The sequence below is a fragment of the Burkholderia vietnamiensis LMG 10929 genome, assembly GCF_000959445.1.
Lineage (GTDB): Bacteria > Pseudomonadota > Gammaproteobacteria > Burkholderiales > Burkholderiaceae > Burkholderia > Burkholderia vietnamiensis.
The window spans coordinates 1,460,331-1,485,804 of record NZ_CP009631.1 but is presented as its reverse complement, the minus strand read 5'-3'; the positions used below and the strand labels follow the sequence as shown (position 1 = coordinate 1,485,804).

The 25,474-nt window shown below is 68.7% G+C and carries 23 protein-coding genes; 14 read left to right on the top strand and 9 right to left on the bottom strand.

Annotation, left to right across the window (positions count from 1 at the left end):
• The first annotated feature begins 150 nt into the window (after positions 1-150).
• Positions 151-375, top strand: coding sequence for a hypothetical protein (locus AK36_RS16770; protein WP_011885782.1), 225 nt, complete (start codon positions 151-153; stop codon positions 373-375).
• Between the two features lie 105 nt (positions 376-480).
• On the opposite strand, the gene AK36_RS16765 is transcribed toward AK36_RS16770, so the two are convergent.
• Together AK36_RS16765 and icd are read right to left on the bottom strand one after the other, a co-directional pair.
• Positions 481-2,709: an NADP-dependent isocitrate dehydrogenase gene (locus AK36_RS16765; protein ID WP_014723497.1), complete on the bottom strand. Its 2,229-nt coding sequence runs from the start codon at positions 2,707-2,709 to the stop codon at positions 481-483.
• A 280-nt stretch (positions 2,710-2,989) separates the two neighbouring features.
• Complete coding sequence (gene icd / locus AK36_RS16760) at positions 2,990-4,246, bottom strand: NADP-dependent isocitrate dehydrogenase (protein WP_011885784.1); 1,257 nt, start codon at positions 4,244-4,246, stop codon at positions 2,990-2,992.
• Between the two features lie 284 nt (positions 4,247-4,530).
• On the opposite strand from icd, the gene AK36_RS16755 reads away from it, so the two are divergent.
• The 5 genes from AK36_RS16755 to AK36_RS16740 all read left to right on the top strand — a co-directional run bounded on the left by AK36_RS16755 (position 4,531) and on the right by AK36_RS16740 (position 9,818).
• The gene (locus AK36_RS16755) at positions 4,531-5,109 is read left to right on the top strand and encodes a pseudouridine synthase (protein ID WP_011885785.1); all 579 of its coding nucleotides are present in this window, start codon (positions 4,531-4,533) and stop codon (positions 5,107-5,109) included.
• A 301-nt stretch (positions 5,110-5,410) separates the two neighbouring features.
• On the top strand, positions 5,411-5,623 hold the full coding sequence (locus tag AK36_RS31225; protein ID WP_072465376.1) for a hypothetical protein: 213 nt from the start codon (positions 5,411-5,413) through the stop codon (positions 5,621-5,623).
• A gap of 159 nt (positions 5,624-5,782) precedes the next feature.
• Complete coding sequence (locus AK36_RS16750) at positions 5,783-6,283, top strand: DUF192 domain-containing protein (protein WP_014723499.1); 501 nt, start codon at positions 5,783-5,785, stop codon at positions 6,281-6,283.
• A 217-nt stretch (positions 6,284-6,500) separates the two neighbouring features.
• A complete protein-coding gene (gene fusA, locus AK36_RS16745; protein ID WP_034192633.1) occupies positions 6,501-8,612 on the top strand; it encodes an elongation factor G in 2,112 nt (703 codons plus the stop codon).
• Between the two features lie 183 nt (positions 8,613-8,795).
• Positions 8,796-9,818 (top strand): HoxN/HupN/NixA family nickel/cobalt transporter, encoded by a 1,023-nt coding sequence (locus AK36_RS16740; RefSeq protein ID WP_045579434.1) that lies wholly within the window; start codon positions 8,796-8,798, stop codon positions 9,816-9,818.
• Positions 9,819-10,020: 202 nt separating this feature from the next.
• Here AK36_RS16740 and AK36_RS16735 read toward each other — a convergent pair whose 3' ends face one another.
• Positions 10,021-10,866, bottom strand: coding sequence for an aldo/keto reductase (locus AK36_RS16735; RefSeq protein ID WP_011885789.1), 846 nt, complete (start codon positions 10,864-10,866; stop codon positions 10,021-10,023).
• 157 nt (positions 10,867-11,023) lie between these two features.
• Here AK36_RS16735 and AK36_RS16730 point away from each other — a divergent pair, with 157 nt between their 5' ends.
• Positions 11,024-11,770 (top strand): GntR family transcriptional regulator, encoded by a 747-nt coding sequence (locus AK36_RS16730; protein ID WP_034192708.1) that lies wholly within the window; start codon positions 11,024-11,026, stop codon positions 11,768-11,770.
• A 21-nt stretch (positions 11,771-11,791) separates the two neighbouring features.
• Here AK36_RS16730 and AK36_RS16725 read toward each other — a convergent pair whose 3' ends face one another.
• Positions 11,792-13,183 (bottom strand): CoA transferase, encoded by a 1,392-nt coding sequence (locus AK36_RS16725; protein WP_045578844.1) that lies wholly within the window; start codon positions 13,181-13,183, stop codon positions 11,792-11,794.
• Positions 13,184-13,321: 138 nt separating this feature from the next.
• Here AK36_RS16725 and AK36_RS16720 point away from each other — a divergent pair, with 138 nt between their 5' ends.
• A complete protein-coding gene (locus AK36_RS16720; protein WP_045578843.1) occupies positions 13,322-14,554 on the top strand; it encodes a citrate/2-methylcitrate synthase in 1,233 nt (410 codons plus the stop codon).
• Here the strand turns inward: AK36_RS16720 and AK36_RS16715 are convergent.
• Positions 14,527-14,850, bottom strand: a complete 324-nt coding sequence (locus AK36_RS16715; RefSeq protein ID WP_014723505.1) for a DUF2917 domain-containing protein — start codon at positions 14,848-14,850, stop codon at positions 14,527-14,529. The genes AK36_RS16720 and AK36_RS16715 overlap by 28 nt on opposite strands.
• Before the next feature lie 211 nt (positions 14,851-15,061).
• Here AK36_RS16715 and mdtD point away from each other — a divergent pair, with 211 nt between their 5' ends.
• A complete protein-coding gene (gene mdtD, locus AK36_RS16710) occupies positions 15,062-16,501 on the top strand; it encodes a multidrug transporter subunit MdtD (RefSeq protein WP_045578842.1) in 1,440 nt (479 codons plus the stop codon).
• 222 nt (positions 16,502-16,723) lie between these two features.
• Positions 16,724-17,998 (top strand): EAL domain-containing protein, encoded by a 1,275-nt coding sequence (locus tag AK36_RS16705; RefSeq protein WP_011885794.1) that lies wholly within the window; start codon positions 16,724-16,726, stop codon positions 17,996-17,998.
• 15 nt (positions 17,999-18,013) lie between these two features.
• Here the strand turns inward: AK36_RS16705 and AK36_RS16700 are convergent, their stop codons facing one another.
• Complete coding sequence (locus AK36_RS16700) at positions 18,014-18,616, bottom strand: class I SAM-dependent methyltransferase (RefSeq protein ID WP_034192636.1); 603 nt, start codon at positions 18,614-18,616, stop codon at positions 18,014-18,016.
• 135 nt (positions 18,617-18,751) lie between these two features.
• A complete protein-coding gene (locus AK36_RS16695) occupies positions 18,752-19,276 on the bottom strand; it encodes an Mpo1 family 2-hydroxy fatty acid dioxygenase (protein ID WP_011885796.1) in 525 nt (174 codons plus the stop codon).
• An 81-nt stretch (positions 19,277-19,357) separates the two neighbouring features.
• Between AK36_RS16695 and AK36_RS16690 the strand changes: the two genes are divergently transcribed.
• Both AK36_RS16690 and chrA read left to right on the top strand, forming a co-directional pair.
• Positions 19,358-20,065 carry a Crp/Fnr family transcriptional regulator gene (locus AK36_RS16690; RefSeq protein WP_011885797.1) on the top strand — a complete coding sequence of 236 codons (708 nt, stop codon included), beginning with the start codon at positions 19,358-19,360 and terminating at the stop codon, positions 20,063-20,065.
• A gap of 124 nt (positions 20,066-20,189) precedes the next feature.
• Complete coding sequence (gene chrA, locus AK36_RS16685; RefSeq protein WP_045578841.1) at positions 20,190-21,407, top strand: chromate efflux transporter; 1,218 nt, start codon at positions 20,190-20,192, stop codon at positions 21,405-21,407.
• A gap of 118 nt (positions 21,408-21,525) precedes the next feature.
• Here the strand turns inward: chrA and sodB are convergent, their stop codons facing one another.
• The gene (gene sodB, locus AK36_RS16680; protein WP_014723511.1) at positions 21,526-22,104 is read right to left on the bottom strand and encodes a superoxide dismutase [Fe]; all 579 of its coding nucleotides are present in this window, start codon (positions 22,102-22,104) and stop codon (positions 21,526-21,528) included.
• A 239-nt stretch (positions 22,105-22,343) separates the two neighbouring features.
• Positions 22,344-23,726 carry an exodeoxyribonuclease VII large subunit gene (gene xseA / locus AK36_RS16675; protein WP_011885809.1) on the bottom strand — a complete coding sequence of 461 codons (1,383 nt, stop codon included), beginning with the start codon at positions 23,724-23,726 and terminating at the stop codon, positions 22,344-22,346.
• Between the two features lie 450 nt (positions 23,727-24,176).
• Between xseA and lpxK the strand changes: the two genes are divergently transcribed.
• Together lpxK and AK36_RS16665 are read left to right on the top strand one after the other, a co-directional pair.
• Positions 24,177-25,205 (top strand): tetraacyldisaccharide 4'-kinase, encoded by a 1,029-nt coding sequence (lpxK, locus tag AK36_RS16670; protein ID WP_011885810.1) that lies wholly within the window; start codon positions 24,177-24,179, stop codon positions 25,203-25,205.
• Entirely contained in the window at positions 25,186-25,389 is a 204-nt protein-coding gene (locus AK36_RS16665; RefSeq protein WP_006750935.1) for a Trm112 family protein, read from the top strand. The genes lpxK and AK36_RS16665 overlap by 20 nt, the downstream gene beginning before the upstream one ends.
• The last annotated feature ends 85 nt before the right edge of the window (positions 25,390-25,474 follow it).

The window sequence follows — 25,474 nt, the reverse complement described above, 5'->3', positions numbered from 1 at the left end:
GCGGCCGCAGACGTAGACTTTGTTCCATGCACTGACGCTTCGCCGCGACGTTCGACACGGCACCCGACACGGACCACCCGTCGGGCCACAGTCGGACCAACCGGCAGACGTCTCAACAGAATCGCTTGCAATCAGATAGGGAGAACGGAAATGAAGGGATTTCGCTTTGGTTCGGCGCTCGGGTCGTTCTATATCCTGCCCGGCAACGGCGGCTGGGAAGCCAGCTTCGGCAACGCTCGGCTCGGCGCGTTCTCGTGCCCCGAAGTCGCAGCCGACCACATCTCCCGCGGCGACTGCGAGCAGTTGTCCGACCTCGACACGGCCACGCTCGAAGTGCCGCACGAAATCGCCGAATGGGAAATCGTTCACGTCTGAATGAACGCCCCGCAACGCAAAACGCCCCGGGCGACCGGGGCGTTTTCATGTTCGGCGCGACGGCGAGCCGCGCAGGCTGCTGCCGTCGCCGCGATGCGGCCGCTGTCAGGCGACTGCGTCGACGATCGCGTTCAGCGTCGCGCTCGGACGCATCGCCTGGCTCGTCAGCGCGACGTCCGGACGGTAGTAGCCGCCGATCGCCTGCGCCTTGCCCTGCGCCGCACCGAGTTCTTCCAGAATGCGCGCTTCGTTGTCGGCGAGCGACTTCGCGACGCCTTCGAATTGCGCCTTCAGTGCTGCGTCCTCGGTCTGCTCCGCCAGCGCCTGCGCCCAGTACATGCACAGGTAGAAGTGGCTGCCGCGGTTGTCGATGCCGCCGACCTTGCGCGCGGGCGAGCGGTTTTCATCGAGGAACTTGCCGGTCGCGCGATCGAGCGTCTTCGCGAGCACCAGCGCCTTCGGGTTGTGGTACGCGTTGCCGAGGTGCTCGAGCGATGCAGCCAGCGCAAGGAATTCGCCGAGCGAATCCCAGCGCAGGAAGCCTTCTTCGACGAACTGCTGCACGTGCTTCGGCGCCGAACCGCCCGCACCCGTTTCGAACATGCCGCCACCGGCCATCAGCGGCACGATCGACAGCATCTTCGCGCTGGTGCCGAGTTCCATGATCGGGAACAGGTCGGTCAGGTAGTCGCGCAGCACGTTGCCGGTCACCGAGATCGTGTCCTTGCCCGCACGGATGCGCTCGAGCGAGAAGCGCGTCGCGTCGACCGGCGTCATGATGCGGATATCGAGGCCGTTCGTGTCGTGATCCTTCAGGTAGCGCTCGACCTTCGCGATGATCTGCGCGTCGTGCGCGCGCACCGGGTCGAGCCAGAACACGGCCGGTGCGCCGGTCGCGCGCGCGCGGTTGACCGCGAGCTTGACCCAGTCCTGCACCGGTGCGTCCTTCGTCTGGCACATGCGCCAGATGTCGCCCGACTCGACCGCATGTTCGAGCAGCACGTTGCCGGCTTCGTCGGTGACGCGCACCACGCCGTCGGCCGGGATCAGGAACGTCTTGTCGTGCGAACCGTACTCCTCGGCCGCCTGCGCCATCAGGCCCACGTTCGGCACGCTGCCCATCGTGACCGGGTCGAACGCGCCATGCTGCTTGCAGTCCTCGATCACCGCCTGATAGACGCCCGCGTAGCAGCGGTCCGGAATCACGGCCTTCGCGTCGTGCAGCTGGCCGTCGACGCCCCACATGCCGCCCGAATCGCGGATCATCGCCGGCATCGACGCGTCGACGATCACGTCGCTCGGCACGTGCAGGTTGGTGATGCCCTTGTCCGAGTTGACCATCGCGAGGCGCGGGCGCACCGCGTACTCGGCCTTGATGTCGGCTTCGATCGCTTCGCGCGTATCGGCCGGCAGGTCCTTCAGGCGCGCGTACAGGTCGCCGATCCCGTTGTTCGGGTTGAAGCCGGCCTGCGCGAGCACGTCGGCGTGCTTCGCGAGCACGTCGCCGTAGAACACCGACACGAAGTGGCCGAACATGATCGGGTCCGAGACCTTCATCATGGTCGCCTTCAGGTGCACCGAAAACAGCACGTCCTGCGCCTTCGCGTCGGCGATTTGCGCTTCGATGAAGCTGCGCAGCGCCTTGCGGCTCATCACCGATGCGTCGATGACTTCACCGGCCTTCACGGCCGTCTTTTCCTTCAGCACCTTCTTCACGCCGTCGGTCGTCGTGAGTTCGATCTTGACGCTGCCGGCGTCGGCGATCAGCGCCGACTTCTCGCTGCCGTAGAAATCGCCGTCGGTCATGTGCGCGACGTGCGACTTCGACGTGGGCTTCCATGCGCCCATCTTGTGCGGATGCTTGCGTGCGTAGTTCTTCACCGACAGCGGCGCGCGGCGGTCCGAGTTGCCTTCGCGCAGCACCGGGTTCACCGCGCTGCCCTTGATCTTGTCGTAACGGGCCTTGACCGCCTTTTCCTCGTCGGTCGACGGCTCTTCCGGATAGGCGGGCAGCTTGTAGCCCTGAGCCTGGAGTTCGGCGATCGCCGCCTTCAGCTGCGGCACCGATGCGCTGATGTTCGGCAGCTTGATGATGTTCGCTTCAGGCTTCAGCGTGAGCTGGCCCAGGTCGGCCAGATCGTCGGAACCCTTCTGCTCCGGCGGCAGCACGTCGGCGAATGCCGCGATGATGCGGCCGGCGAGCGAGATGTCGCGCGTTTCGACGGCGACGCCCGACGAGTGCGTGAAGGCCTTGACGATCGGCAGCAGCGAGTAGGTCGCGAGCGCGGGCGCTTCGTCGGTGAGGGTGTAGATGATCTTGGGCGAAGTGGACATGGTCGATGCGTTGCTACGTGAAAATTTGGGGCTGAATAGCGCCGGCGGTAACCGGCGGGGGAGCGACCGGGTGGATCGCGAAAGGAGCGCGCCGGCTAGCCGGGCGGTGGTGTTGCGAGGGCCGTCATGTTCTACCTTGCAGGGCATGCACGCCGCTTCGCGGCGCCGCGGCCCGCATGCCGGACCGTCCTGCCAACAAACCTGCCGTTCGTGAAACGCCCCGACGCCGGCAGTAGGCGCCGGGGCCGCCGACATGCGCCGGCCTGCCCGCGAGGGGCGCTTACATGTTCTCGATCAGCACGTCGCCGAAGCCCGAGCACGACACCTGCGTCGCACCTTCCATCAGACGCGCGAAGTCGTACGTGACGCGCTTCTGCAGGATCGACTTCTCCATCGCGGCGATGATCGTGTCGGCCGCTTCCGTCCAGCCGAGGTGGCGCAGCATCATTTCGGCCGACAGGATCTCGGAACCCGGGTTCACGTAGTCCTTGCCCGCGTACTTCGGCGCCGTGCCGTGGGTCGCCTCGAACATCGCGACCGAGTCCGACAGGTTCGCACCCGGCGCGATCCCGATCCCGCCGACCTGCGCGGCCAGTGCGTCGGAGACGTAGTCGCCGTTCAGGTTCAGCGTTGCGATCACGTCGTATTCGGCCGGACGCAGCAGGATCTGCTGCAGGAACGCGTCGGCGATCGAATCCTTGATGACGATCTCGGCGCCCGTCTTCGGGTTCTTCACGCGCATCCACGGGCCGCCGTCGATCAGCTCGCCGCCGAATTCCTTCTGCGCGAGCGCATAACCGGCGTCACGGAACAGGCCTTCCGTGAACTTCATGATGTTGCCCTTGTGCACCAGCGTGACCGACTTGCGATCGTTGTCGATCGCGTACTGGATCGCCTTGCGCACGAGACGCTCGGTGCCTTCGGTCGACACGGGCTTGATGCCGATCCCCGAGGTTTCCGGGAAGCGGATCTTCTTCACGCCCATCTCGTCCTGCAGGAACTTGATGACCTTCTTCGCCTGCTCGGAGCCGGCCGCCCACTCGATGCCCGCGTAGATGTCTTCCGAGTTCTCGCGGAAGATCACCATGTCGATCTTCTGCGGCTCGCGCACCGGCGACGGCACGCCCTTGAAATACTGGATCGGGCGCAGGCACACGTAGAGGTCGAGCTCCTGGCGCAGCGCGACGTTCAGCGAGCGGATGCCGCCGCCGACCGGCGTCGTGAGCGGCCCCTTGATCGAAACGACGTATTCCTTCAGCACCTGCAGCGTTTCGTCGGGCAGCCATACGTCCGGGCCGTACACCTTCGTCGCCTTCTCGCCGGCGAAGATCTCCATCCAGTGGATCTTGCGCTTGCCCTTGTACGTATGCGCGACCGCCGCATCGACGACCTTGATCATCACCGGCGTGATGTCGAAGCCGGTACCGTCGCCTTCGATGTAAGGGATGATCGGCTGATCGGAAACGTTGAGCGAGAAGTCCTTGTTGACGGTGATCTTGTCACCGCCTTCCGGAACCTTGATGTGCTGATACGGCATGATCGACTCCAGTGACGTGGCTGAGCAGGTGATGCTGGTCGAAACTGCGCGCGCGGCGGGTGGCCCTTGCCACCGTCGTGACGGCAACAGCGAGCCGCTATTCTAGCGCCCCAACCGCGGCCGGCGGCACGAAGCGCGACGCTGCGTATCAAGTCTTCCCTTATGTCTTATATAAGACAGAGGACTTGCCGTTCCGTATTATGCATTAAGATTCCGCCATTTGCCATAGACCGCCCGCCGCGCCGCCCGCGCCTTGCGCACGACAGGCCGCGGGCCGCCCCGCCATGACCTTGATCGCCCTCAACAAGCCGTTCGGCACGATTTGCCAGTTTTCCGCGCACGAGACGCGGCCGTCGCTCGGCGACTGGGTAAAAACGCCCGGCGTGTACGCGGCCGGCCGGCTCGACGCCGACAGCGAAGGGCTGCTGCTGCTCACCGACGACGGCGCACTGCAGGCGCGCATCGCCGAGCCGCGCCACAAGCTCGTCAAGCGCTACTGGGCGCAGGTCGACGGCGCGCCGGACGCGGCCGACCTGAAGGCGCTCGCGCGCGGCGTCGATCTCGGCGACTATGTGACGCGCCCGTGCCGCGCCGAATTCATCGAGCCGCCCGCCGCGCTGTGGCCCCGCACGCCGCCGATCCGCTACCGCGCCGCGATCCCGACCACGTGGATCGAACTCGCGATCACGGAAGGAAAGAACCGCCAGGTGCGCCGGATGACGGCCGCGGTCGGCTTCCCGACGTTGCGTCTCGTGCGCGTCGGCATCGGCGTGCTGGACATATTCGCGCTCGGCATTGCACCGGGCGAAACAATCGAGCTGCCGCCGCGAGCGCCGTGGGACGGTTTCGCACGTGCCGACTGAAGGCTCGGCTGGGCCGAAAGCCGATCGTCGATTTTTTCGTCATCTGTTTCGTCAACCGCCCGCGAAGATCGCGCGTTAAACCACGCAGATGCCACCCTGAGCTATCCGGCATTGGCAGCCGAGCCGTTATTTACGCGTTTGCGTCACGAAAGTGACGTTTTCTTCGAATACGATTCGGCGCCCGCAGCGCAATGAGAAATTTCTCGAAGCGTCTGTCAACCGAAAGGTGGATGGCACCGTTAGACGTCATGACTCCTATGCCGGGTCATTTGGTTAATTAACTAAAGCTGAGGAACACAACATGAACAAACTGATCGCCGCTCTGGTCGCTGGCCTCTTCGCAACGGCTGCTTTCGCACAAGCTTCGGCTCCGGAAGCTGCTTCGGCTGCTGCTCCGGCAGCTGCTTCGGCACCGGCAAAGCACGCTGCCAAGAAGCACCACGCAAAGAAGAAGCACCACGCAGCTAAGAAGGCAGCTAGCGAAGCCGAAGCTCCGGCAGCTGCTTCGAACTAAGCAAGCTTGCTGTAATAACGCAGTCAAGAACACGCAGTCTTGCCGTTCTTACGGCGTTGAAAGGCAGATCACCGCGAGGCGATCTGCCTTTTTCCTTTTGTGCCCGCCGCTACGCTTCGCGTACCATGCGGGTCTCGTTTTCCCGATAGGAGCCTTGCTGTGCGACTCTCCCTGCGCTCGTCGCTCGGCCGCCTTGCGCGCGCCGCCGTGTTTCCCGCCGCGCTCGCCGTGCTCGCGCTCGGCATGCAGACCGTCCACGCCCAGGTGCCGCCCGGCGCGAAGCAGCCGAGCGAGTTCCCGCGCGTGAAGCTGCGCGCCGGCATGTACGTGATCGACGCGGCCGTCGCCGCCAACGACGCCGATCGCGAACAGGGGCTGATGTACCGCTCGCAGCTCGCGCCGAACGAAGGCATGCTGTTCGTGTTCAACGAGAACGCCGTGCACTGCTTCTGGATGAAGAACACGCTGATCCCGCTGTCCATCGCGTTCATCCGCGCCGACGGCACGGTCACCGACATCGACGAGATGAAGGCCGAGACGACCGACAACCACTGCCCGCGCAACAACGGCGTCTATGCGCTCGAAATGAGCAAGGGCTGGTTCGCGGCGAAAGGCATCAAGCCGGGCATGAAGCTCGACGGGCTGCCCAAGGCCCCGTAATACATCGGCGGCGGCACCGCCGCGCATCGAACCAAGCCGGTCGCCCGTGGCGCACCGGCTTTTTTTGCGCCGCCCGCCGGCCTTCGCCTTGATTCGGCCGCCGCCGACCGCATCTGCAAAAGCCACGGACAAGCGCTATCCTTTAAATCTCGCTAGTTCCAGTCCGGGCCGCCATATCTGCCGGCCCGCTTACGATCCGAACCACCAGGAGGTTCACGTGCCCCGCAAAACCCCCATCGAGCGCTATCGCAATATCGGGATCAGCGCTCACATCGATGCCGGCAAGACCACCACGACCGAGCGCATCCTGTTTTACACCGGCGTGAGCCACAAGATCGGTGAAGTGCACGACGGCGCGGCCACGATGGACTGGATGGAGCAGGAGCAGGAACGCGGCATCACGATCACGTCGGCCGCCACCACGGCCTTCTGGAAGGGCATGGCCGGCAACTATCCGGAACACCGCATCAACATCATCGACACCCCCGGGCACGTCGACTTCACGATCGAGGTCGAGCGCTCGATGCGCGTGCTCGACGGCGCGTGCATGGTCTACGACTCGGTCGGCGGCGTGCAGCCGCAGTCCGAAACGGTGTGGCGTCAGGCGAACAAGTACAAGGTGCCGCGCATCGCGTTCGTCAACAAGATGGACCGCATCGGCGCGGACTTCTTCCGCGTGCAGAAGCAGATCGGCGAGCGCCTGAAGGGCGTCGCCGTGCCGATCCAGATTCCGATCGGCGCGGAAGATCATTTCCAGGGCGTCGTCGACCTCGTCAAGATGAAGGCGATCGTGTGGGACGACGAAAGCCAGGGCGTGAAATTCACGTACGAGGACATCCCGGCGAATCTCGTCGAGCTCGCGCACGAGTGGCGCGAGAAGATGGTCGAGGCGGCCGCGGAAGCGAGCGAGGAGCTGCTCGAGAAGTACCTGCACGACCATGAATCGCTGACCGAGGACGAGATCAAGGGCGCCTTGCGCAAACGCACGATCGCCAACGAGATCGTGCCGATGCTGTGCGGCAGCGCGTTCAAGAACAAGGGCGTGCAGGCGATGCTCGACGCGGTGATCGACTATCTGCCGTCGCCGGTCGACGTGCCCGCGATCCTCGGCCACGACTTCGCCGATCCGGACAAGCCTGCGGAACGTCATCCGAGCGACGACGAGCCGTTCTCGTCGCTCGCGTTCAAGATCATGACCGACCCGTTCGTCGGCCAGCTGATCTTCTTCCGCGTGTATTCGGGGGTCGTCGAGTCGGGCGACACCGTGCTGAACGCGACCAAGGACAAGAAGGAGCGGCTCGGCCGGATCCTGCAGATGCACGCGAACGAGCGCAAGGAAATCAAGGAGGTGCGCGCGGGCGACATCGCGGCGGCGGTCGGCCTGAAGGAAGCGACCACCGGCGATACGCTGTGCGACCCGGCCAAGCCGATCATCCTCGAGAAGATGGAGTTCCCGGAGCCGGTGATCTCGCAGGCCGTCGAGCCGAAGACGAAGGCCGACCAGGAAAAGATGGGCCTCGCGCTGAACCGTCTCGCGCAGGAAGACCCGTCGTTCCGCGTGCAGACCGACGAGGAATCGGGCCAGACGATCATCTCCGGGATGGGCGAGCTGCACCTCGAAATCCTGGTCGACCGGATGAAGCGCGAATTCGGCGTCGAGGCGACGGTCGGCAAGCCGCAGGTCGCGTATCGCGAAACGGTGCGCACCACGGCGACCGACGTCGAGGGCAAGTTCGTCAAGCAGTCGGGCGGGCGCGGCCAGTACGGCCACGCGGTCATCACGCTCGAACCGAATCCCGGCAAGGGCTACGAGTTCCTCGACGAGATCAAGGGCGGCGTGATTCCGCGCGAATACATCCCGGCCGTCGACAAGGGCATCGTCGACACGCTCAAGAGCGGCGTGCTCGCGGGCTACCCGGTCGTCGACGTGAAGGTGCATCTGGTGTTCGGCTCGTACCACGACGTCGACTCGAACGAAAACGCGTTCCGGATGGCCGGCTCGATGGCGTTCAAGGAAGCGATGCGCCGCGCGAAGCCGGTGCTGCTCGAGCCGATGATGGCCGTCGAGGTCGAGACGCCCGAGGACTTCATGGGCAACGTGATGGGCGACCTCTCCAGCCGCCGCGGCATCGTGCAGGGGATGGAGGACATCGCGGGCGGCGGCGGCAAGCTGGTGCGCGCCGAAGTGCCGCTCGCCGAGATGTTCGGCTACTCGACGTCGCTGCGCTCGGCGACGCAGGGCCGCGCGACCTACACGATGGAGTTCAAGCACTACGCGGAAACGCCGGCGAACGTGTCGGAAGCCGTGATCAACGCGAAAACGAAGTAAGCGCGGGGCGGCGCGCGCCGCCGCGCGGCAAGCTGCCATCCGCAATCAGCAATCCGTCCAGCCCGTCCGAATCCGGACGGGCTTTTTTTCGTCCGCGCGCAGGCATGCGTTTTCGACCCGCGAACCCGGCGACTTTTTCGCGTGACACAATCGGCGCTCGATTCGTCCGAAGGAAACGCCGCGATGCCGCCGACCCCTGCCCTGCGCCGCCTGCTGATGCTGTATGCGGGCTTGATCGCCGCCAACTTGGCCGTCTGGGTTTGGGCGCTCGCGATGCTGCGCGACCATCCGCTGCTGCTCGGCACCGCCGCCGTCGCGTACGGGCTCGGGCTGCGTCATGCGGTGGATGCCGATCACATCGCGGCGATCGACGTCGCGACCCGCAAGCTGATGCACGACGGCCGGCGGCCGGTCACGGTCGGCCTGTTCTTCTCGCTCGGCCATTCGACGATCGTGGTCGCCGCGACGCTCGGCGTCGCGCTGACCGCGTTCGCGATGCGCGAGCGCTTCGACGCGTTCCGCGAACTCGGCGGCACGCTCGGCACCGCGGTGTCGGCGGCCTTCCTGCTGGTGCTCGCATGCATGAACCTCGCGATCCTGCGCGACGTGTGGCGGCGCTATCGCCGCGCGCCCGGTCACGCGCCCGGTCACGCGCACGGCGGCACGCATACGCATCGCCCGGCCGGCTTCGTCGCGCGGCTGCTGCGCCCGCTGTTCCGGTTCGTGTCGAAGAGCTGGCACATGTATCCGGTCGGCGTGCTGTTCGGACTCGGTTTCGACACCGCAACGGAAATCGCACTGCTCGCGATCGCGGCGGCACACGCGAGTCACGCGCTGCCGGTCTATGCGGTCATGCTGTTCCCCGCACTGTTCGCGGCCGGCATGACGCTGATCGACTCGACCGACAACGTGCTGATGATGCATGCGTACGGATGGGCGATGGACGACCCGCAACGCAAGCTGCTCTACAACGCGAGCATCACGTTGGTGTCGGCGGTCGTGGCACTGGCGGTCGGCGGGATCGAGGCGGCCGGCCTGCTGGCGGACAAGCTGTCGTTGACCGGCCCCGTGCGCGATGGGCTCGATGCGGTCGCTCAGCACTTCGGCGCGCTCGGCTACGGGATCGTCGCGCTGTTCGTCGTCGCCTGGGTCGCGTCGATCCTCTGTCATCGCTGGCCGCGCGCGGCCGACACGACGGCGCGCTGAACGGAGTCGGACGCTTCATCGCGGCAACAGAGCGCACACCGGCGACGGTGTTTCCGGCGCTGTCGTGCGGCATATCGGCGCGTAGTCGATCGATGGCGCGAGGCTCGCCAGCTGCGCGGTACACGGCGGTCCGTGTGCGCAGCAACGAACGACAACGGCAACCGCGGCGCCACCAACCGGCGCACCGCATCCCGCGATCGCTTCAGAGCATTTCGAGCGCGCGCTTGCTGCGCGGCGGACGGAAGTACGCGTCGAGCTGCGCGCGCTCGTCGACGCTCAGCACGAGATCGAGCGCCGCACGATTGTCGCGCACGTGTTCGATCCGCGACGCCTTCGGAATCGCGATCACCTGCGGCTGCGCGAGCACCCATGCAAGCGCGACGCGCATGACCGACACGCCGCGCTGCCGCGCGATCTCGTCGAGCGGCGAATGCTTCGGCAACCGTCCGTGATCGACCGGGCTGTACGCCATCGCCGGTATCCGGCGCTCGCGCAGCCACGGCAGCAGATCGAATTCCGGACCGCGGCGCGCCAGGTTGTACAGGATCTGGTTGGTCGCGCAGGCGCCGCCGCCCGCGTCGTCGACGAGTTCGGCCATGTCCGACGTGTCGAAATTGCTGACGCCCCAATGGCGGATCTTGCCGGCGCGCCGCAGCGCTTCGAAGCCGTCGACCGTCTCGTCGAGCGGCACCGAGCCGCGCCAGTGCAGCAGGTACAGGTCGATGCGATCGGTGTGCAAGCGCTTCAGGCTCGCGTCGCACGCAGCGACGACGCCGCGCCGGCTCGCATGATGCGGATACACCTTGCTGACGATGAAGACATCGTCGCGCAGGCCGGCGAGCGCGTCGCCGACCAATTCCTCGGTCGCACCGTCGCCATACATCTCCGCGGTGTCGATCAGCGTCATCCCGAGCGCGATGCCCTCGCGCAGCGCGGCGATCTCGTCCGCGCGCCGGGCGGGCCGCTCGCCCATTTCCCAAGTACCGAGGCCGAGCTTCGGAATCGTCTCACCGTTCGGCAGGACGACCGTGGCGATCGTGTCTGTCATGCGCTCCTCGCTGCGGATAGTCGGCCGCACCCCGCGGCCGACGCATGGGCCAGTGTAGTCAATCGCCGCGCGGCCCGCCTGTTACTGGGCAAAATCCCGTTATAACGGCACCGCATGTTGACTTAGAATGGCCGGCAACCTGATCGATACCCATTCCATGAAGGCACCCACGGACGACCGCTGGCAGGACCTGCGCCCCGACCCCGACAACGACACGCCGCTTTATCTGCAGCTCGCCCGCAAGCTCGGCGACGCGATCCACGACAACCGCTGGGCGGCCGGCGAGGCGCTGCCGTCCGAGCGCGTGCTGTCCGAAGCGCTCGGCGTGTCGCGCATCACCGCGCGCAAGGCGATCGCGCTGCTGGTCGAGCAAGGGCTGATCCGCCGCACGCAGGGCGCCGGCAATTTCATCCAGCCGCGCTACGAGGATCCGCTGTCGCGGCTGTCGAGCTTCAGCGAGATGCTCGAGCGCCGCGGCTTCAAGCCGAGCTCGCAATGGCTCGAGCGCGAGATCCAGCCGGCGAACCGCGACGAAGTGATCCAGCTCGGCCTGTCGCCGGCCGCATCGGTCACGCGGCTCAAGCGCCTGCGCCTCGCCGACGGCATCGTGATGGCCGTCGAGAACTCGACGTTTCCGGCCACGCTGATTCCCGATCCGCAGGCGATCAGCGGTTCGCTGTACAGCTATCTCGAAGCACGCGGCACGCCGATCGTGCGCGCGCTGCAGCATTTCCGCGCGGTCAACGCGAGCGACGAGATCGCGCAGCAGATGGGCATCGCGCCGCACGACGCGCTGCTGCTGATCACGCGCATCGGCTACACGGCCGACCAGCGCGCGATCGAGCTGACCGACACCTACTGCCGCAACGACTACTACGACTTCGTCGTCGAACTGCGCAGGTAGCGCGGGGCGCGCCGCCTTGGCTCACAGCCAGCGCGCGTCGTCGCTGCCGAGCGGCACCGGCGGTTGCTTGAAGCGCGGCGGCGTCGCCGACAGGCGTTCGGCCGGACGCACGGCATCGATCGTGCCGAACGGCGACGCCATCCGCTCCAGCCGGTCGCGCACGTCGTCCGGCGCGAACTCCGGCGCTTGCAGGCCGTCGGGCACGACACCGAACGATTGCAGCCAGCGCCCCGTCTGCGCGAGCGATACGCGCACGTGCCAACTGCCGCCTTGCGTCGCACGCCGCGCGAGCGCGATCATCGCGCCGAACGCCGCGAGATAACCCGTCGCGTGGTCGAGCGCCTGGCACGGCAGATGGCGCGGGCTCGCCGCACCGGCCGCGTGCTGCTCCTGCCACGCGATGCCGCTCGCCGACTGCACGAGGCTGTCGAAGCCGCGCCGCTTCGACCACGGCCCCGCATGCCCGTACGCGGACACCGACACGCAGACGATACCCGGCCGCCGCTGCGCGAGCGCCTCGGGCGCGAAGCCGCGTGCCGCTAGCGCGCCCGGGCGGTACGACTGCACGAACACGTCCGCGTCGCACGCCAGCGCATGCAGCGCGGCGGCGCCTGCGGCGTCGCGCAGGTCGATCCACGTCGAGCGCTTGCCGCGCCCGTTGTCGATCACGAGCGACGCGATGTTCGGCAGGTGCGGGCCGTTGACGAGCAGCGTCTGCGCCCCGTGCGATGCGAGCGTGCGGCCGGCGACCGGCCCCGCGATGATGCGCGTGAGGTCCAGCACGCGTACGCCGGCGAGCGGCCGGTCCGGCTCGCCGCGGCCGATCGCCTCGACCGGCGCGTCGCCGATCCGCTCGATCTCGAACAACGGCAGCGCCGCAAGCGCGCGCGCCTGCTCGTGCGTGGCCCATTCGTCTGCGCTCCTGATCAAGGCCGCGCACAGGCCGGCCTCGGCCAGCGCGGTATCGAGCGCCGCGCCGTCCCAGGTGCGAATCGCCGCGGCGACGTCATCGGGCTGCGGGCCGCAGCCCAGCACGTCGAGAATCCCGTGCAGATGGTGCGGGAAGTTCGCGTGCAACTGGATCCAGCGCGCATCGCGCGTCGCATAGAAGCCGGTGACCGGATGGCGCGGCTCCGGCGGCGGCCCGCCGTCGACGCGCAGATAGCGCTCGCTGCGGAACGCGACGAGCGCGTCGCGCAGCGACACGTCGACACGCTGCGCGACGCCCGTGCGCAGCCGATGACATTCGGCGGCCGCGAGCCCCGCCGCCGCGATCGTCGCCGCGGCCAGCGTGCCGACGTGGAAGGTGGACGGCAACGTCGGGTCCTGCCCGGTCACGGTCACGCGAGCCAGTGCGTCGGGCTCGCCGTGTGCGAGTTGCCACAAACGGGTCAATGCAAGTTCGGGTGTCATCGTGCGAGTGCGCCGTTGGGAAAACGGAATCGAGTCTAGAATTCGCGACGGACGCGATCAATCTTGATTGCGCGAATCAACGCATAACGAATAGTTGTAGCCGGGCCGCGCTTCATGCGCACCGACAGGAGTGATCGAATGAGGTCTCTCAGCGCGCCGCAAGCCGCGGACATTCTCGGCGTCAGCATCAGCACGCTCTATGCGTACGTGAGTCGCGGCCTGCTGCGCTCGCTGCCGGACGGCGCGAGCAAGCGCCGCCGCTACGATGCGGACGAAGTGCGTCTGCTCGCACGCCGCCGCGCCGATGCGAAGCGCGCGGGCGGCGTCGCCGAGCGCTCGCTCGACTGGGGTGTGCCCGTGCTCGAATCGAGGATCACGCAAATCGCCGATGGCCGCCTCTACTATCGTGGCATCGATGCGCTCACGCTCGCCCACGACGCGACGCTCGAAGAAGCGGCCGCGCGGCTATGGGATTGCGCGCCGGCGCGGCTTGCCGCTGCGTCGCTCGCGTCGACCGGTTTCGACGCCGCGCAATGGAGCGACTGGGCGCGCCGCTGGGCGCATCTCGCGCCGCTCGAGCGCACGCTGGTGCTGCTGCCGGCCGCGGCCGCATCGCTGCCCGGCCGGTGGGCGCCAGGATGCGACGCGCAACTCGACACCGCCGCGCTGCTGCTGCGCGTGACGGCCGCGGCGCTGGCCGGCGTCGCGCCGCGCGACGCGCCCGTGCATCGGCAGCTCGCCGCCGCGTGGGGCATCCGGCGGCGCGCCGACGCCGATCTGCTGCGCCGTGCGCTCGTGCTGTGCGCCGACCACGAGCTGAACCCGTCGACCTTCGCGGTGCGCTGCATCGCGTCGACGGGCACCCATCTGTTCGGCGCGATCGCGGGCGGGCTCGCCGCACTGTCGGGCCCGCGGCACGGCGGCGAGACGTTGCGCGCCGGTGCGCTGCTCGACGAAGCGGCGCACGCCGCCGACCTCGATCGCTACCTCGCGCAGCGGCTCGCGCGCGACGAGCGCAGCGAGGGCGCGCGCACGGCGCTGGCCGGCTTCGCGCATCCGCTCTATCCCGACGGCGATCCGCGCGCACGCGCGCTGCTCGATGCGCTTTGCGCGACGCAGCCCGAACGGCAGCCGCTGCGCGCAGCGGGCGCGCTGGCCGCTCGCGTCGAGGCGGCGACCGGCCTGCGGCCGACGATCGATTTCGCGCTCGCGGTGCTGGAGCGCACGCTCGCGCTGCCCGCAGGCGCCGCCTTCACGCTGTTCGCGGCCGGCCGCACGGCCGGCTGGATCGCGCATGCGATCGAACAGTATGCGGACGGCAAGCTGATCCGGCCGCGCGCGCGTTACGTCGGCAGCGACGCGCCGGGCTGACCCACGCGGCCGCGCGCAGCGTCGAGCCAGCGCCACGTGAGCGGCACGGCCTGACGAGCGCGCGCGGCCTGCGGACCGAACGCGAACACCGCACCGCCGGCCGCCGCGCTGACCCACACGCGCATGCCGGGCAGCAGCGCCAGCGATTCGCCGGCGTGCAGCCAGTAATCGGCCGGGCGGCCCTCGATCGTCACCCACAGGTCGCCGTCGGCGACGTGCAGGTCGGTGCGATCGACGATGCGCCACCGCGCGGCCGGTTCGTTGCCGTCCATTTCGTAGAGTCGCAGTTCGCGCATGGTCGCCTCCGGTCCGCGTGGTTTCGATGGCTCCAGTATTCCGGAGCCGGGCACGACGCCGACAGATACGCCTGCGGACAGTTTCGGCTGAACTGTACCGGCGCGCCGGCGCACGAGCGTCCGTTCGACGCTGCTGCGGCGGCTGCCCCGTTCTGCGGGGTGCGGCGGCTTTCCCTACAATGGCGGCTGTCCCGCACCATCGGTCCACTCCATGTTCCAGCGCCCGCCCGCCGCCGCTCCCGGCGAAAAGAACCTCACCGTGATGCTCTGGCTCGTTGCAACGGGCTTCTTCATGCAGACGCTCGATGCGACGATCGTCAACACGGCGCTGCCGTCGATGGCCGTGAGCCTCGGCGAATCGCCGCTGCGGATGCAGTCGGTCGTGATCGCGTATTCGCTGACGATGGCCGTGATGATCCCCGTGTCGGGCTGGCTCGCCGACACGTTCGGCACGCGCCGCGTGTTCTTCAGCGCGATCCTCGTGTTCTCGCTCGGTTCGCTGCTGTGCGCGAACGCGCATACGCTGTCGCAACTCGTCGTGTTCCGCGTCGTGCAGGGCGTGGGCGGCGCGATGCTGTTGCCGGTCGGGCGGCTCGCGGTGCTGCGCACCTTTCCGGCCGAGCGCTATCTGCCCGCGCTGTCGTTCGTCGCGATTCCGGGATTGATCGGCCCGCTGATCGGCCCGACGCTCGGCGGCTGGCTCGTGAAGATCGCGTCGTGGCACTGGATCTTCCTGATCAACGTGCCGGTCGGCATCGCCGGCTGCGTCGCGACGTTCTACTCGATGCCCGATTCGCGCAATCCGGCCGTCGGCCGCTTCGACCTGAAGGGCTATCTGCTGCTGACGATCGGGATGGTCGCGATCTCGCTGTCGCTCGACGGCCTCGCCGATCTCGGCATGCAGCACGCGGCGGTGCTCGTGCTGCTGATCCTGAGCCTCGCGTGCTTCGTCGCGTACGGGCTCTACGCGGTGCGCGCGCCGCAGCCGATTTTCTCGCTCGAGCTGTTCCGGATCCACACGTTCAGCGTCGGCCTGCTCGGCAACCTGTTCGCGCGCATCGGCAGCGGCGCGATGCCGTACCTGATCCCGCTGCTGCTGCAGGTGAGCCTCGGCTATTCCGCGTTCGAGGCCGGGCTGATGATGCTGCCGGTCGCCGCCGCGGGCATGTTCTCGAAGCCCATCATCACGCAGCTGATCACCCGGCACGGCTACCGCAAGGTGCTGCTGGTGAACACGATCATGGTCGGCGTGATGATGGCGAGCTTCGCGCTGATGCGCGACACGGTGCCGGTCTGGGTGAAGGTCGTCCACCTCGCGCTGTTCGGCGGCTTCAACTCGATGCAGTTCACCGCGATGAACACGCTGACGCTGAAGGATCTCGGCACCGGCGGCGCCAGCAGCGGCAACAGCCTGTTCTCGCTCGTGCAGATGCTGTCGATGAGCCTCGGCGTCACGGTCGCGGGCGCGTTGCTCGCCACCTTCACCGGGATGCTGCGCACGGTGACGCCGAGCAACACGCTGCCGGCGTTTCACGCGACCTTCGTCTGCGTCGGGATCATCACCGCGGCGTCCGCGTGGATCTTCGCGCAGCTCGCGCCGGAAATCCGCGGCCGCGCGCAGCACAAGACCGATCCGTCCGAACGCACATGATGCGCGCCGGCGGGCGCCGATAATTCGACGACGATCGCCACGGCACGCCCGCGATCGCCACGACGGCGCGTGGCGCACCATGTCGGTGCAGCGCCGCTGCATCGGGCCGCAGCGGCGCACGGCAGACAGCCGCGGCGGGCCGCTGCACGTGGCGCAATGCCGTGCATGCTTCTTGCTGACCTATTCTGTAGGTAAACTGGCAGTCTTCCTCCGGCCGACATCATGAGCATGATCGACATCGATCCCCCCGGCTTTCAGCCGCCCCGCCCCGTTGCCGGCGACGACGGCAAGCGCCGCACCGTGCTGTACGGCGCCTACACCGTATTCAGCGTGTTCCAGCCGGTCTTCTCGGTGTCGCATCGCCGCGCGATCGGCTATCACGCGTCGCTGCGCGCGCACGACGAGGAAGGCCGGCAGGTCGCGTCGCACGAGGTGTTCACGCAGGCGGCGCGGCGCGGCGATCTGCTCGAACTCGGCCGTCTCGCCGAATCGCTGCACCTCGGTAACTTCCACGCGTTCGACAGTCACGACGAATGGCTCTTCCTGAGCCTGCATCCGGCCGCGCTGATGGACACCATCTACGGCGACGCGCTGCTCGCGAACCTGAAGGCGCTCGGGCTGCCGCCGCATCGCGTGGTGCTCGAGGTGCCCGAGCAGGCCGGCGGCGAGACGCCGCGCTACGCGGCGATCGTCGACGGGCTGCGCAAGGCCGGCTTCCTGATCGCGCTCGGCGGCTTCGGCGCGAAGCATTCGAACATCGACCGCGTGTGGCATCTGCATCCGGACATCGTCACGCTCGACCGCGGCATCCTCGCGCAGGCGAGCGAACACTCGCATCTGGAACGCGTGCTGCCGGGGCTCGTGTCGCTGCTGCACGAATCCGGGCAGCTCGTGCTGATGGGCGGGCTCGCGACCGAGCGCGACGCGCTGATCGCGCTCGAGTGCGACGTCGATTTCGTGCAGGGACAATACTTCGCCGGTCCGAGTGTCGACCCGGTGCAGCCGCAGGCCGCAGCCGGCTGCATGGATACGCTGTCGGCCGCGTTGCGGCTGCGCGTCGCGCAGCGCGAGCGCACGCAGGCCGAACGGCTCGCGCCGTACGTCGCCGCGCTCGAGGAAGCGAGCCGCAAGCTCGCCGCGGGCGAACCGCTGATCGACGCGGCCGGCTGCGTGCTCGGGCTGGCCGAGACCGCGCGCTGCTTCCTGCTCGACGCATCGGGCCGCCAGATCGGCGACAACGTGCTCGCACGCGGCAGCGTTTCGCAGCGCGCGAAACGCTTTCGGCCGCTGCTGCATTCGGAAGGTGCGAGCTGGGAACGCCGGCCGTACTTCATCGAAGCGATGCGCGCGCCGGGCCGCGTACATCTGACGGCGCCGTACCTGTCGATCAACGAGGCGCACCTGTGCGTGACGGCGTCGATCGCCGCGCCGGCCGCGCAGGGCATGCAGGTGCTCTGCGTCGACATCAACTGGGAAGCGGCGCTCACCCGCGCATGAACGCGCGGGCCGCGCTCATGCCGTGGCCGTGCGGCGCGCGATCAGCCGGTGCACGCGCTTGCCTGACGACGCACTGACCACTTCGTGCTCGTCGAGCACGTCCATGCCGGCGCCGAGCGCGGCACGCATGCGCGCCGCATCGAGCGGCGTATAGAGCCGGCCGCGGTCGTCGCGCAGCGCGCCGTTGCCGGCGACTCGCCAGCTCAGATACAGCGTGCCGCCGGGCATCAGCAACGTGGCCAGCCGCGCAACCGCCGCGGCCGCATCGGCATGCTCGAGGTGCATCACCACCGTCTCGCACAGCACGTTGCGAAACGCGCCGGACGGCACGCCGTCGAGCGCCGGCAGCGCGGCGAGCTCGAACGTCAGCGACGGATGCGACGCGCGCGCCTCGGCGAGCAGCGCGGCGCTCGCGTCGTAGCCGCGCACGTCGTATCCCTGCGACGCGAGCCACGCGGCGTCGCGCCCGACGCCGCAGCCGACGTCGGCCGTCGGCCCCGGCGTGAAATACTGCTCGAGCAGCGCATACATGTCGTCTGGCGCGGCCTGGTCGAGCCAGTCCTGCGCGTATTGCGCGGCATGCGTGTCGTACGCATCCAGAGTCGGGCGATCCACCATGGCGATTGCTCCACGTAAGCGTCGGATGACGCACTCAGCATCTTAGCCGCTGCGCCGCGCGCACGATACGCGGCCGCAGCAGCGGGCCGGCGCCGCCCCCCTTTCGCCCTTGCCCCCTTGCCGCGCGGGCGACGCTCACACGTGCGAATGCGCGCCGCCGCGCAGCGGCCCGGCGCGCCGCTCGACTTCGCGGCGCAGGTCGCCGCGCAGGCCGGCGAAAAACGCCACTTCGGCGACGACGAACAGCGGCCCGACCGCCAGCCCGATCAGATCGTCGACGAACGCGGGCTTGCGTCCCTCGAACCAATGACCGACGAACTGCACGATCCAGCCGACCACGAACGCGCCGATGCCGATGCCGAGCCAGCGCGCCGTCGGCAACAGCGCGACGGTGTGCGCCGCCCACAGGCCGACGGCGAGCAGCGCGGTCATCGCGAGCCCGAAGCGCAGATCCAGGCGCAGGTAGAACGCCGCGAACGCGGTCGCGAACAGCAGCGCCGGCGACCCCGCGACGCCGGCCAGCGTGCCGAGCAGCGGCCGCGACAGCAGCACTTCGACCGCGAACACGATCAGCGGAATGCCCACCAGATGGGTCGCAATGTTGCGCACGTCGCGGTGGTAGGCCGCATACTGGGACAGGTGGTCTTCGAGGGTCTTCATCGCGTCTCCTGAACGGTCATCGAGCGCTATGATGCGCGTCACGCCCGAGAACCTCTGTCAGCTATCCGACATCGCGCCGCCATGACCTCGTCGCTCGCCCCGTACCTGCCGCAACTCGAAGCGCACCCGTGGTTCGCCGCGCTGCCGCCGGCGTTGCGCGCGGCGCTGCTCGAGCGCGCCGCGCTGCGCCGCCTGCCGGCCGGCCATCCGCTGTTCCGGCGCGGCGATCCGCCGTGCGGGCTGTATGCGGTGCTGAGCGGCTCCATCACGATAGGCGCCGTCGACGCGCACGGCAAGGAAGCGCTGCTGACGGTTGCCGAGCCCGTCACGTGGTTCGGCGAAATCGCGCTGTTCGACGGCCTGGCGCGCACCCACGATGCAGCCGCGCTCGACGACACGCTGCTGCTGCACGTGCCGCAGCCAGCGCTGCTCGCGATCCTCGACGCGACGCCGCAATACTGGCGGGAGTTCGCGCTGCTGATGGCGCAAAAGCTGCGGCTGAGCTTCGTGTCGGTCGAATCGCTGAGCATGATGACGGCCGCGCAGCGGCTGGCGGCGCGCCTCGCGATGATCGCGGACGGCTACGGCGGAGTCAGCGTCGGCCGCACGCGGGTCCGGCTGTCGCAGGAGAAGCTGGCGGCAATGCTGTCGCTGACGCGGCAGACCACCAACCAGCTGCTGAAGGCGCTGGAAGCGGACGGCGCGGTGCGGCTGCACGTCGGCGAAATCGAAATCGTCGACCTCGACGCGCTGCGGCGCGCCAGCGGACTGCCCGACGACATGCCGTGACGGCGGCTGCGGCCGCGTGCATGACGCCGCCGCGCTATCGCAGCGCCGCATTTCCGTCGTTACGATCGCACTATCCCGCTATCGTGGCGACGCCTCCCCTCTCACCTCTTGCCCGAATCCACTCTTGAACCACGACACCTCGACCGTCACCGCTGCACCGCGCCACGCATGGCCCGTGTTCGTCGCGTTCCTGCGGCTTGGCCTCACGTCGTTCGGCGGTCCCGTCGCGCATCTCGGCTACTTCCGCGAGGCGTTCGTCACGCGGCGCGGCTGGCTCAGCGAGCGCGCGTATGCGGATCTCGTCGGCTTGTGCCAGTTCCTGCCGGGCCCGGCGAGCAGCCAGGTCGGGATGGCCATCGGGCTGTCGCGCGCCGGCTATGCCGGGATGTTCGCCGCGTGGCTCGGCTTCACACTGCCGTCCGCGCTCGCGATGACGCTGGTCGCGCTCGGCATGCACGCGGCCGGCATGCCGGTCGCGACCGGCGCGCTGCACGGGCTGCGGATCGTGTCGGTCGCGGTGATCGCGCAGGCGGTGTGGGGCATGGCGCGCACGCTGTGCCCGGATGCGCGCCGCGTCACCCTGATGGCGCTCGCCGCGTGCGTCGCGCTGTTCGCGCCGGCCGCATGGCTGCAGGTCGTCGTGATCGCGGCGGCCGGCGTGGCCGGCCTCGTGCTGCTGCCGCAGCCCGAGCGCGGCGCGCACGAGCCGTTGCCGCTGCACGTCTCGCACCGCGCGGGCGCGTTGTGGCTCGTGCTGTTCGCCGCGCTGCTCGTCGCGCTGCCGCTCGCGGCCGATGCGCTCCATTCGCACGCGCTCGCGGTGGTCGACGCGTTCTTCCGCACCGGTGCGCTGGTGTTCGGCGGCGGCCACGTGGTGCTGCCGCTGCTGCAGGCCGCCGTCGTCGCGCCGGGCTGGGTCGGCGATTCGGCGTTTCTGGCCGGCTACGGTGTCGCGCAGGCGGTGCCGGGGCCGCTGTTCACGTTCGCGGCGTTCCTCGGCGCGGCGCTGCGCGATGCGCCGAACGGCTGGCTCGGCGCAACGCTCGCGCTCGTGTCGATCTTCGCGCCGTCGTTCCTGCTGGTCGCCGGCACCGCGCCGTTCTGGGAACGCCTGCGCCGCAGCACGCGCATGCAGGCGGCGCTCGCGGGCGTCAATGCGGCGGTCGTCGGGCTGCTGCTCGCCGCGCTGTTTCAGCCGGTATGGCGCGAGACGATCGTGTCGTCGCGCGATTTCGCGGCCGCGCTCGTCGCGTTCATTGCGCTGGTGTTCTGGCGCGTGCCGCCGTGGGCCGTCGTGATCGCGAGCGCGGCGCTCGGCTGGGCGGCGACGACGTTGATCTGATCCCGCGCCGCGTGAGGCGCAGCGCGACGGAAAACGAAAAAGCCCTCGAAGCGTTCCGTTTCGAGGGCTTTTAGCTGGAGCACACGGCGCGCCGTGACGGCGCGCGGCACCCGCGGACTTACGCGAAGTTCTTCGCTGCGAAGTCCCAGTTCACGATGTTCCAGAACGCTTCGACGAACTTCGGACGTGCGTTGCGGTAGTCGATGTAGTACGCGTGTTCCCACACGTCGATCGTCAGCAGCGGCTTGTCGGCCGTCGTCAGCGGCGTCGCGGCGTTGCTCGTCGACACGATGTCGAGCGAACCGTCGGCCTTCTTCACGAGCCATGCCCAGCCCGAACCGAACGTGCCGACCGCAGCCTTCGTGAAGGCTTCCTTGAATGCGTCGTACGAACCCCACTTCGCGTTGATCGCGTCGCCCAGCGCGCCCGACGGTGCGCCGCCGCCGTTCGGCGACAGGCTGTTCCAGAAGAACGTGTGGTTCCAGATTTGCGCGGCATTGTTGAAGATGCCGCCCGACGACTTCTTCACGATCTCTTCCAGCGGCAGGTTTTCGAATTCCGTGCCCGGGATCAGATTGTTCAGGTTCGTGACGTATGCCTGGTGATGCTTGCCGTAGTGGTACTCGATCGTCTCTTTCGAGATGGTCGGCGCGAGTGCGTCTTCTGCGTACGGGAGCGGCGGGAGCGTATGAGCCATGGCAATTCCTTCGTTGAGTATGTAGGGGGGCTGTGTTGAATGCTGCCGAGCGTCCGATTGTAGGCGAGTCCGAATATCCCCGCAAACTCACGGGTATTCGTCCGCGGTATGCGGAAAATCGGCGCTGGCGCTGCCTCCGGCGGATATCGGCCGAGCCGATGGCGCGCGCAGTATCCGTGCCTGCCGCGCGCACGGCGCACACGTGCGCGCGACGTGCGCAGCGCAGCCGCCGCGGGCGGTCAGATCGTGTCGGTGAGCCGCGGCTGCACGTCGGCGAGCGACACGTCGGCGGAGCCTTCGGCGAGATGCACGGTCAGGCGCCGCTGCGGCTTCAGCGCGCTCGGCGAGCGCACCGCACGGCCCGTCTGCGCATCGATCAGCGCCGCGTAGCCGCGCTCGAGCGTGCGTTGCGGGCTCAGCACCTCGAGCCGCGCCGCGCATGCCGACACGCGCGCGCTGTCGCGCTCGTGGCGGCGCTGCAGCGCGACCGCGAGACGCTGCGACAAACCGGCGAGCACGTGACGCGCCTGCGCCGGATCGGGACGCGCGCGTTGCCAGCGCAGCTGCGCGAGCGCGAAGCGCGCACGCGCGTCGCGCACCGGGCGCGACGCCGCCGACGCGAGCCGCGCGGCCAGTTGGTCGACGTGGACGCGTTGCCGCTGCAGCCGCTCGGCCGGGCTGACGAGCCGGCGCGCGAGCCAGTCGAGCTGCTGCGCGCGCTGCTCGAGCCCGCGCGCGACGCAGCGCGCGAGCGCACGCTGCCGCTCGCTCAACTCTCGCAGCAACAACGCGCGCTGCGGACTCGCGAGCTCGGCCGCGCCGGTCGGCGTCGGCGCGCGCACGTCGGCCGCGAAGTCCGCGATCGTGAAATCGGTTTCGTGGCCCACGCCGCAGACGACCGGCAGCTCGCTCGCGGCGATCGCCCGCGCGAGCGCTTCGTCGTTGAACGACCACAGATCCTCGATCGATCCGCCGCCGCGACACACGAGCAGCACGTCCACCTCGCGCCGCGCGTTCGCGGTCTGCACGGCCGCGACGAGCTTCTCGGCGGCGCCCGCGCCCTGCACGGGCGCCGGGTAGACGATCACCGGCAGATGCGGCGCGCGGCGCGCGAGCGTGGTCAACACGTCGCGCAGCGCGGCCGCCTGCAGCGACGTGACGATGCCGATCGCGCGCGGATGCACGGGCAACGGCCGCTTGCGCTCGGGCGCGAACAGCCCCTCGGCCTCGAGCTGCGCCTTCAGGCGCAGGAACGCCTCGTACAGGCGCCCCTGCCCGGTGCGCCGCACGGCCTCGACGTTGAGCTGCACCTCGCCGCGCGGCTCGTACATCGTGACGACCGCGCGCACCTCGATGCGATCGCCCTCGCGCGGCGTGAATTCCGCATACTGCGCCCGGCCGCGAAACATCACGCAGCGCATCTGCGCCTGCTGGTCCTTGATCGAGAAATACCAGTGCCCGCTCGCGGCGCGCGTGAAGTTCGACACTTCGCCCGCGATCCACAGCAGCGGAAACGAGCGCTCGAGCATCGTCGAAATCGCCCGGTTGAGCGCCGAAACGGGGATCACTTCGTCGCCGCCGCGCGAGGCGCCGGGTGCGGAAAAAGGGGTATCGGAAGGCATGAGCGGTCGGATGAATGCTGGCGGCGACACGATAGTCCGACGCGCGCGCCGCGTCCAGCGCCGACCGTCCGCGGCGCGCCGCTGAAAATGTTTCCACATTCCGACAATCGTCCGGCAAAACCATTTGAAAAGCCCGGAAAAAGCCAGACGATTCTTCGCAACGCATTGATTTTTATATATTTTTAAACCTTGCAAGGCGATTCGGAGTCGATTCGATGTCCGTCCGACGGGCATTCGGCGGGAGCGGACGGGGAGTTCTTCACAGAGTTGTCCACAGGCCACCTCGATCCGGCCCCACCAGCGGCGTCGGCCGGCGGCGCTTGCCGCGTGCGCCTGCGGCGCGCTAGAGTGCCGCCTTCCGAAGACCTAGCGGCATCCGCCGCCCAACGGAGCATCCGTGTTGACGAATCCGTTCCACGCCGCGGCGCACGACACGCCGCGCCCGGCCCGATGAGCGCCCGCGGCGGCCCGCTCGCGCGGCTCGAAGCGCGCATCACGCGCGAATGGCAGCGCCGCGGCGCGCTCGCGTGGGCGCTCACGCCGTTCGCGTGCGTATTCGGCCTGTGCGCGGCGCTGCGCCGGACCGCGTACACGCAGGGCTGGAAGCAGCCGGTCGACGTCGGCGTGCCGGTCGTCGTGGTCGGCAACGTGACCGTCGGCGGCACCGGCAAGACGCCGACCGTGATCGCGCTCGTCGATGCCCTGCGCGCGGCCGGCTTCACGCCGGGCGTCGTATCGCGCGGCTACGGCGCGAACGTGCAGGCGCCGACCGCCGTCACCGCCGCGTCGCGCGCGAGCGCGGCCGGCGACGAGCCGTTGCTGATCGCCCGCCGCACCGGCGCGCCCGTGTGGGTGTGCCCTGACCGCGTGGCGGCCGCGCAGGCGCTGCGCGCCGCGCATCCGGAGGTCGACGTGATCGTCAGCGACGACGGGCTGCAGCACTACCGTCTCGCCCGCACGGTCGAACTGGTCGTGTTCGACCACCGGCTCGGCGGCAACGGCTTCCTGCTGCCGGCCGGGCCGTTGCGCGAGCCGCTGTCGCGCCATCGCGACGCGACGCTCGTCAACGATCCGTACAGCGGCGCGCTGCCGCCGTGGCCCGACACCTACGCGCTCGCGCTCACGCCGGGCGCCGCATGGCATCTCGACCAGCCGACGCTGCGCCGTCCGCTGTCGCAGTTCGCGAACGAGCGCGTGCTCGCCGCGGCCGGCATCGGCGCGCCCGAGCGCTTCTTCGCGACGCTGCGCGCGGCCGGCCTCGCGCCGGCGACGCGCGCGCTGCCCGACCATTACGCGTTCGCCGACAATCCGTTCGTCGACGACGCCGTCGACGCGATCCTGATCACCGAGAAGGATGCAGTAAAATTGGGCGCTTCCTGGCGCGACGCTCGGCTGTGGGTCGTCCCCGTCGAAGCCGCGCTCGATCCTCGCCTCATTGCCCTCGTTGTGGAGAAACTCCGTGGACGCTCGCCTGCTTGAAATTCTTGTGTGCCCTATCTGCAAAGGCCCGCTCCACTATGACCGTGCCGCGCAGGAGCTGATCTGCAACGCGGACAAGCTCGCCTACCCGATCCGCGACGGCATCCCCGTGATGCTCGTCGACGAAGCGCGCCAGACCGTCGAAGGCACGCCGGTCGATCCGGCCGGCCCCGCCGGCAGCTGAACGCCGCTGCGGCGCACGACCGCGGCCATCCGCGGTCGTGCGCGCCGAACCCTGCCGGGCCGCCCGCACTCGACGCGCCGCCCGC

Coding starts and splice junctions, on each gene's coding strand:
- AK36_RS16735 (WP_011885789.1), bottom strand. CDS start 10,866: ATGACAGACACGATCGCCACGGTCGTCCTGCCGAACGGTGAGACGATT.
- AK36_RS16715 (WP_014723505.1), bottom strand. CDS start 14,850: ATGCGCGAACTGCGACTCTACGAAATGGACGGCAACGAACCGGCCGCG.
- AK36_RS16700 (WP_034192636.1), bottom strand. CDS start 18,616: ATGGTGGATCGCCCGACTCTGGATGCGTACGACACGCATGCCGCGCAA.
- AK36_RS16725 (WP_045578844.1), bottom strand. CDS start 13,183: ATGACACCCGAACTTGCATTGACCCGTTTGTGGCAACTCGCACACGGC.
- AK36_RS16720 (WP_045578843.1), top strand. CDS start 13,322: ATGAGGTCTCTCAGCGCGCCGCAAGCCGCGGACATTCTCGGCGTCAGC.
- AK36_RS16765 (WP_014723497.1), bottom strand. CDS start 2,709: ATGTCCACTTCGCCCAAGATCATCTACACCCTCACCGACGAAGCGCCC.
- AK36_RS16695 (WP_011885796.1), bottom strand. CDS start 19,276: ATGAAGACCCTCGAAGACCACCTGTCCCAGTATGCGGCCTACCACCGC.
- AK36_RS31225 (WP_072465376.1), top strand. CDS start 5,411: ATGAACAAACTGATCGCCGCTCTGGTCGCTGGCCTCTTCGCAACGGCT.
- icd (WP_011885784.1), bottom strand. CDS start 4,246: ATGCCGTATCAGCACATCAAGGTTCCGGAAGGCGGTGACAAGATCACC.
- xseA (WP_011885809.1), bottom strand. CDS start 23,726: ATGCCTTCCGATACCCCTTTTTCCGCACCCGGCGCCTCGCGCGGCGGC.
- AK36_RS16755 (WP_011885785.1), top strand. CDS start 4,531: ATGACCTTGATCGCCCTCAACAAGCCGTTCGGCACGATTTGCCAGTTT.
- mdtD (WP_045578842.1), top strand. CDS start 15,062: ATGTTCCAGCGCCCGCCCGCCGCCGCTCCCGGCGAAAAGAACCTCACC.
- lpxK (WP_011885810.1), top strand. CDS start 24,177: ATGAGCGCCCGCGGCGGCCCGCTCGCGCGGCTCGAAGCGCGCATCACG.
- AK36_RS16770 (WP_011885782.1), top strand. CDS start 151: ATGAAGGGATTTCGCTTTGGTTCGGCGCTCGGGTCGTTCTATATCCTG.
- AK36_RS16705 (WP_011885794.1), top strand. CDS start 16,724: ATGAGCATGATCGACATCGATCCCCCCGGCTTTCAGCCGCCCCGCCCC.
- AK36_RS16690 (WP_011885797.1), top strand. CDS start 19,358: ATGACCTCGTCGCTCGCCCCGTACCTGCCGCAACTCGAAGCGCACCCG.
- AK36_RS16740 (WP_045579434.1), top strand. CDS start 8,796: ATGCCGCCGACCCCTGCCCTGCGCCGCCTGCTGATGCTGTATGCGGGC.
- AK36_RS16730 (WP_034192708.1), top strand. CDS start 11,024: ATGAAGGCACCCACGGACGACCGCTGGCAGGACCTGCGCCCCGACCCC.
- sodB (WP_014723511.1), bottom strand. CDS start 22,104: ATGGCTCATACGCTCCCGCCGCTCCCGTACGCAGAAGACGCACTCGCG.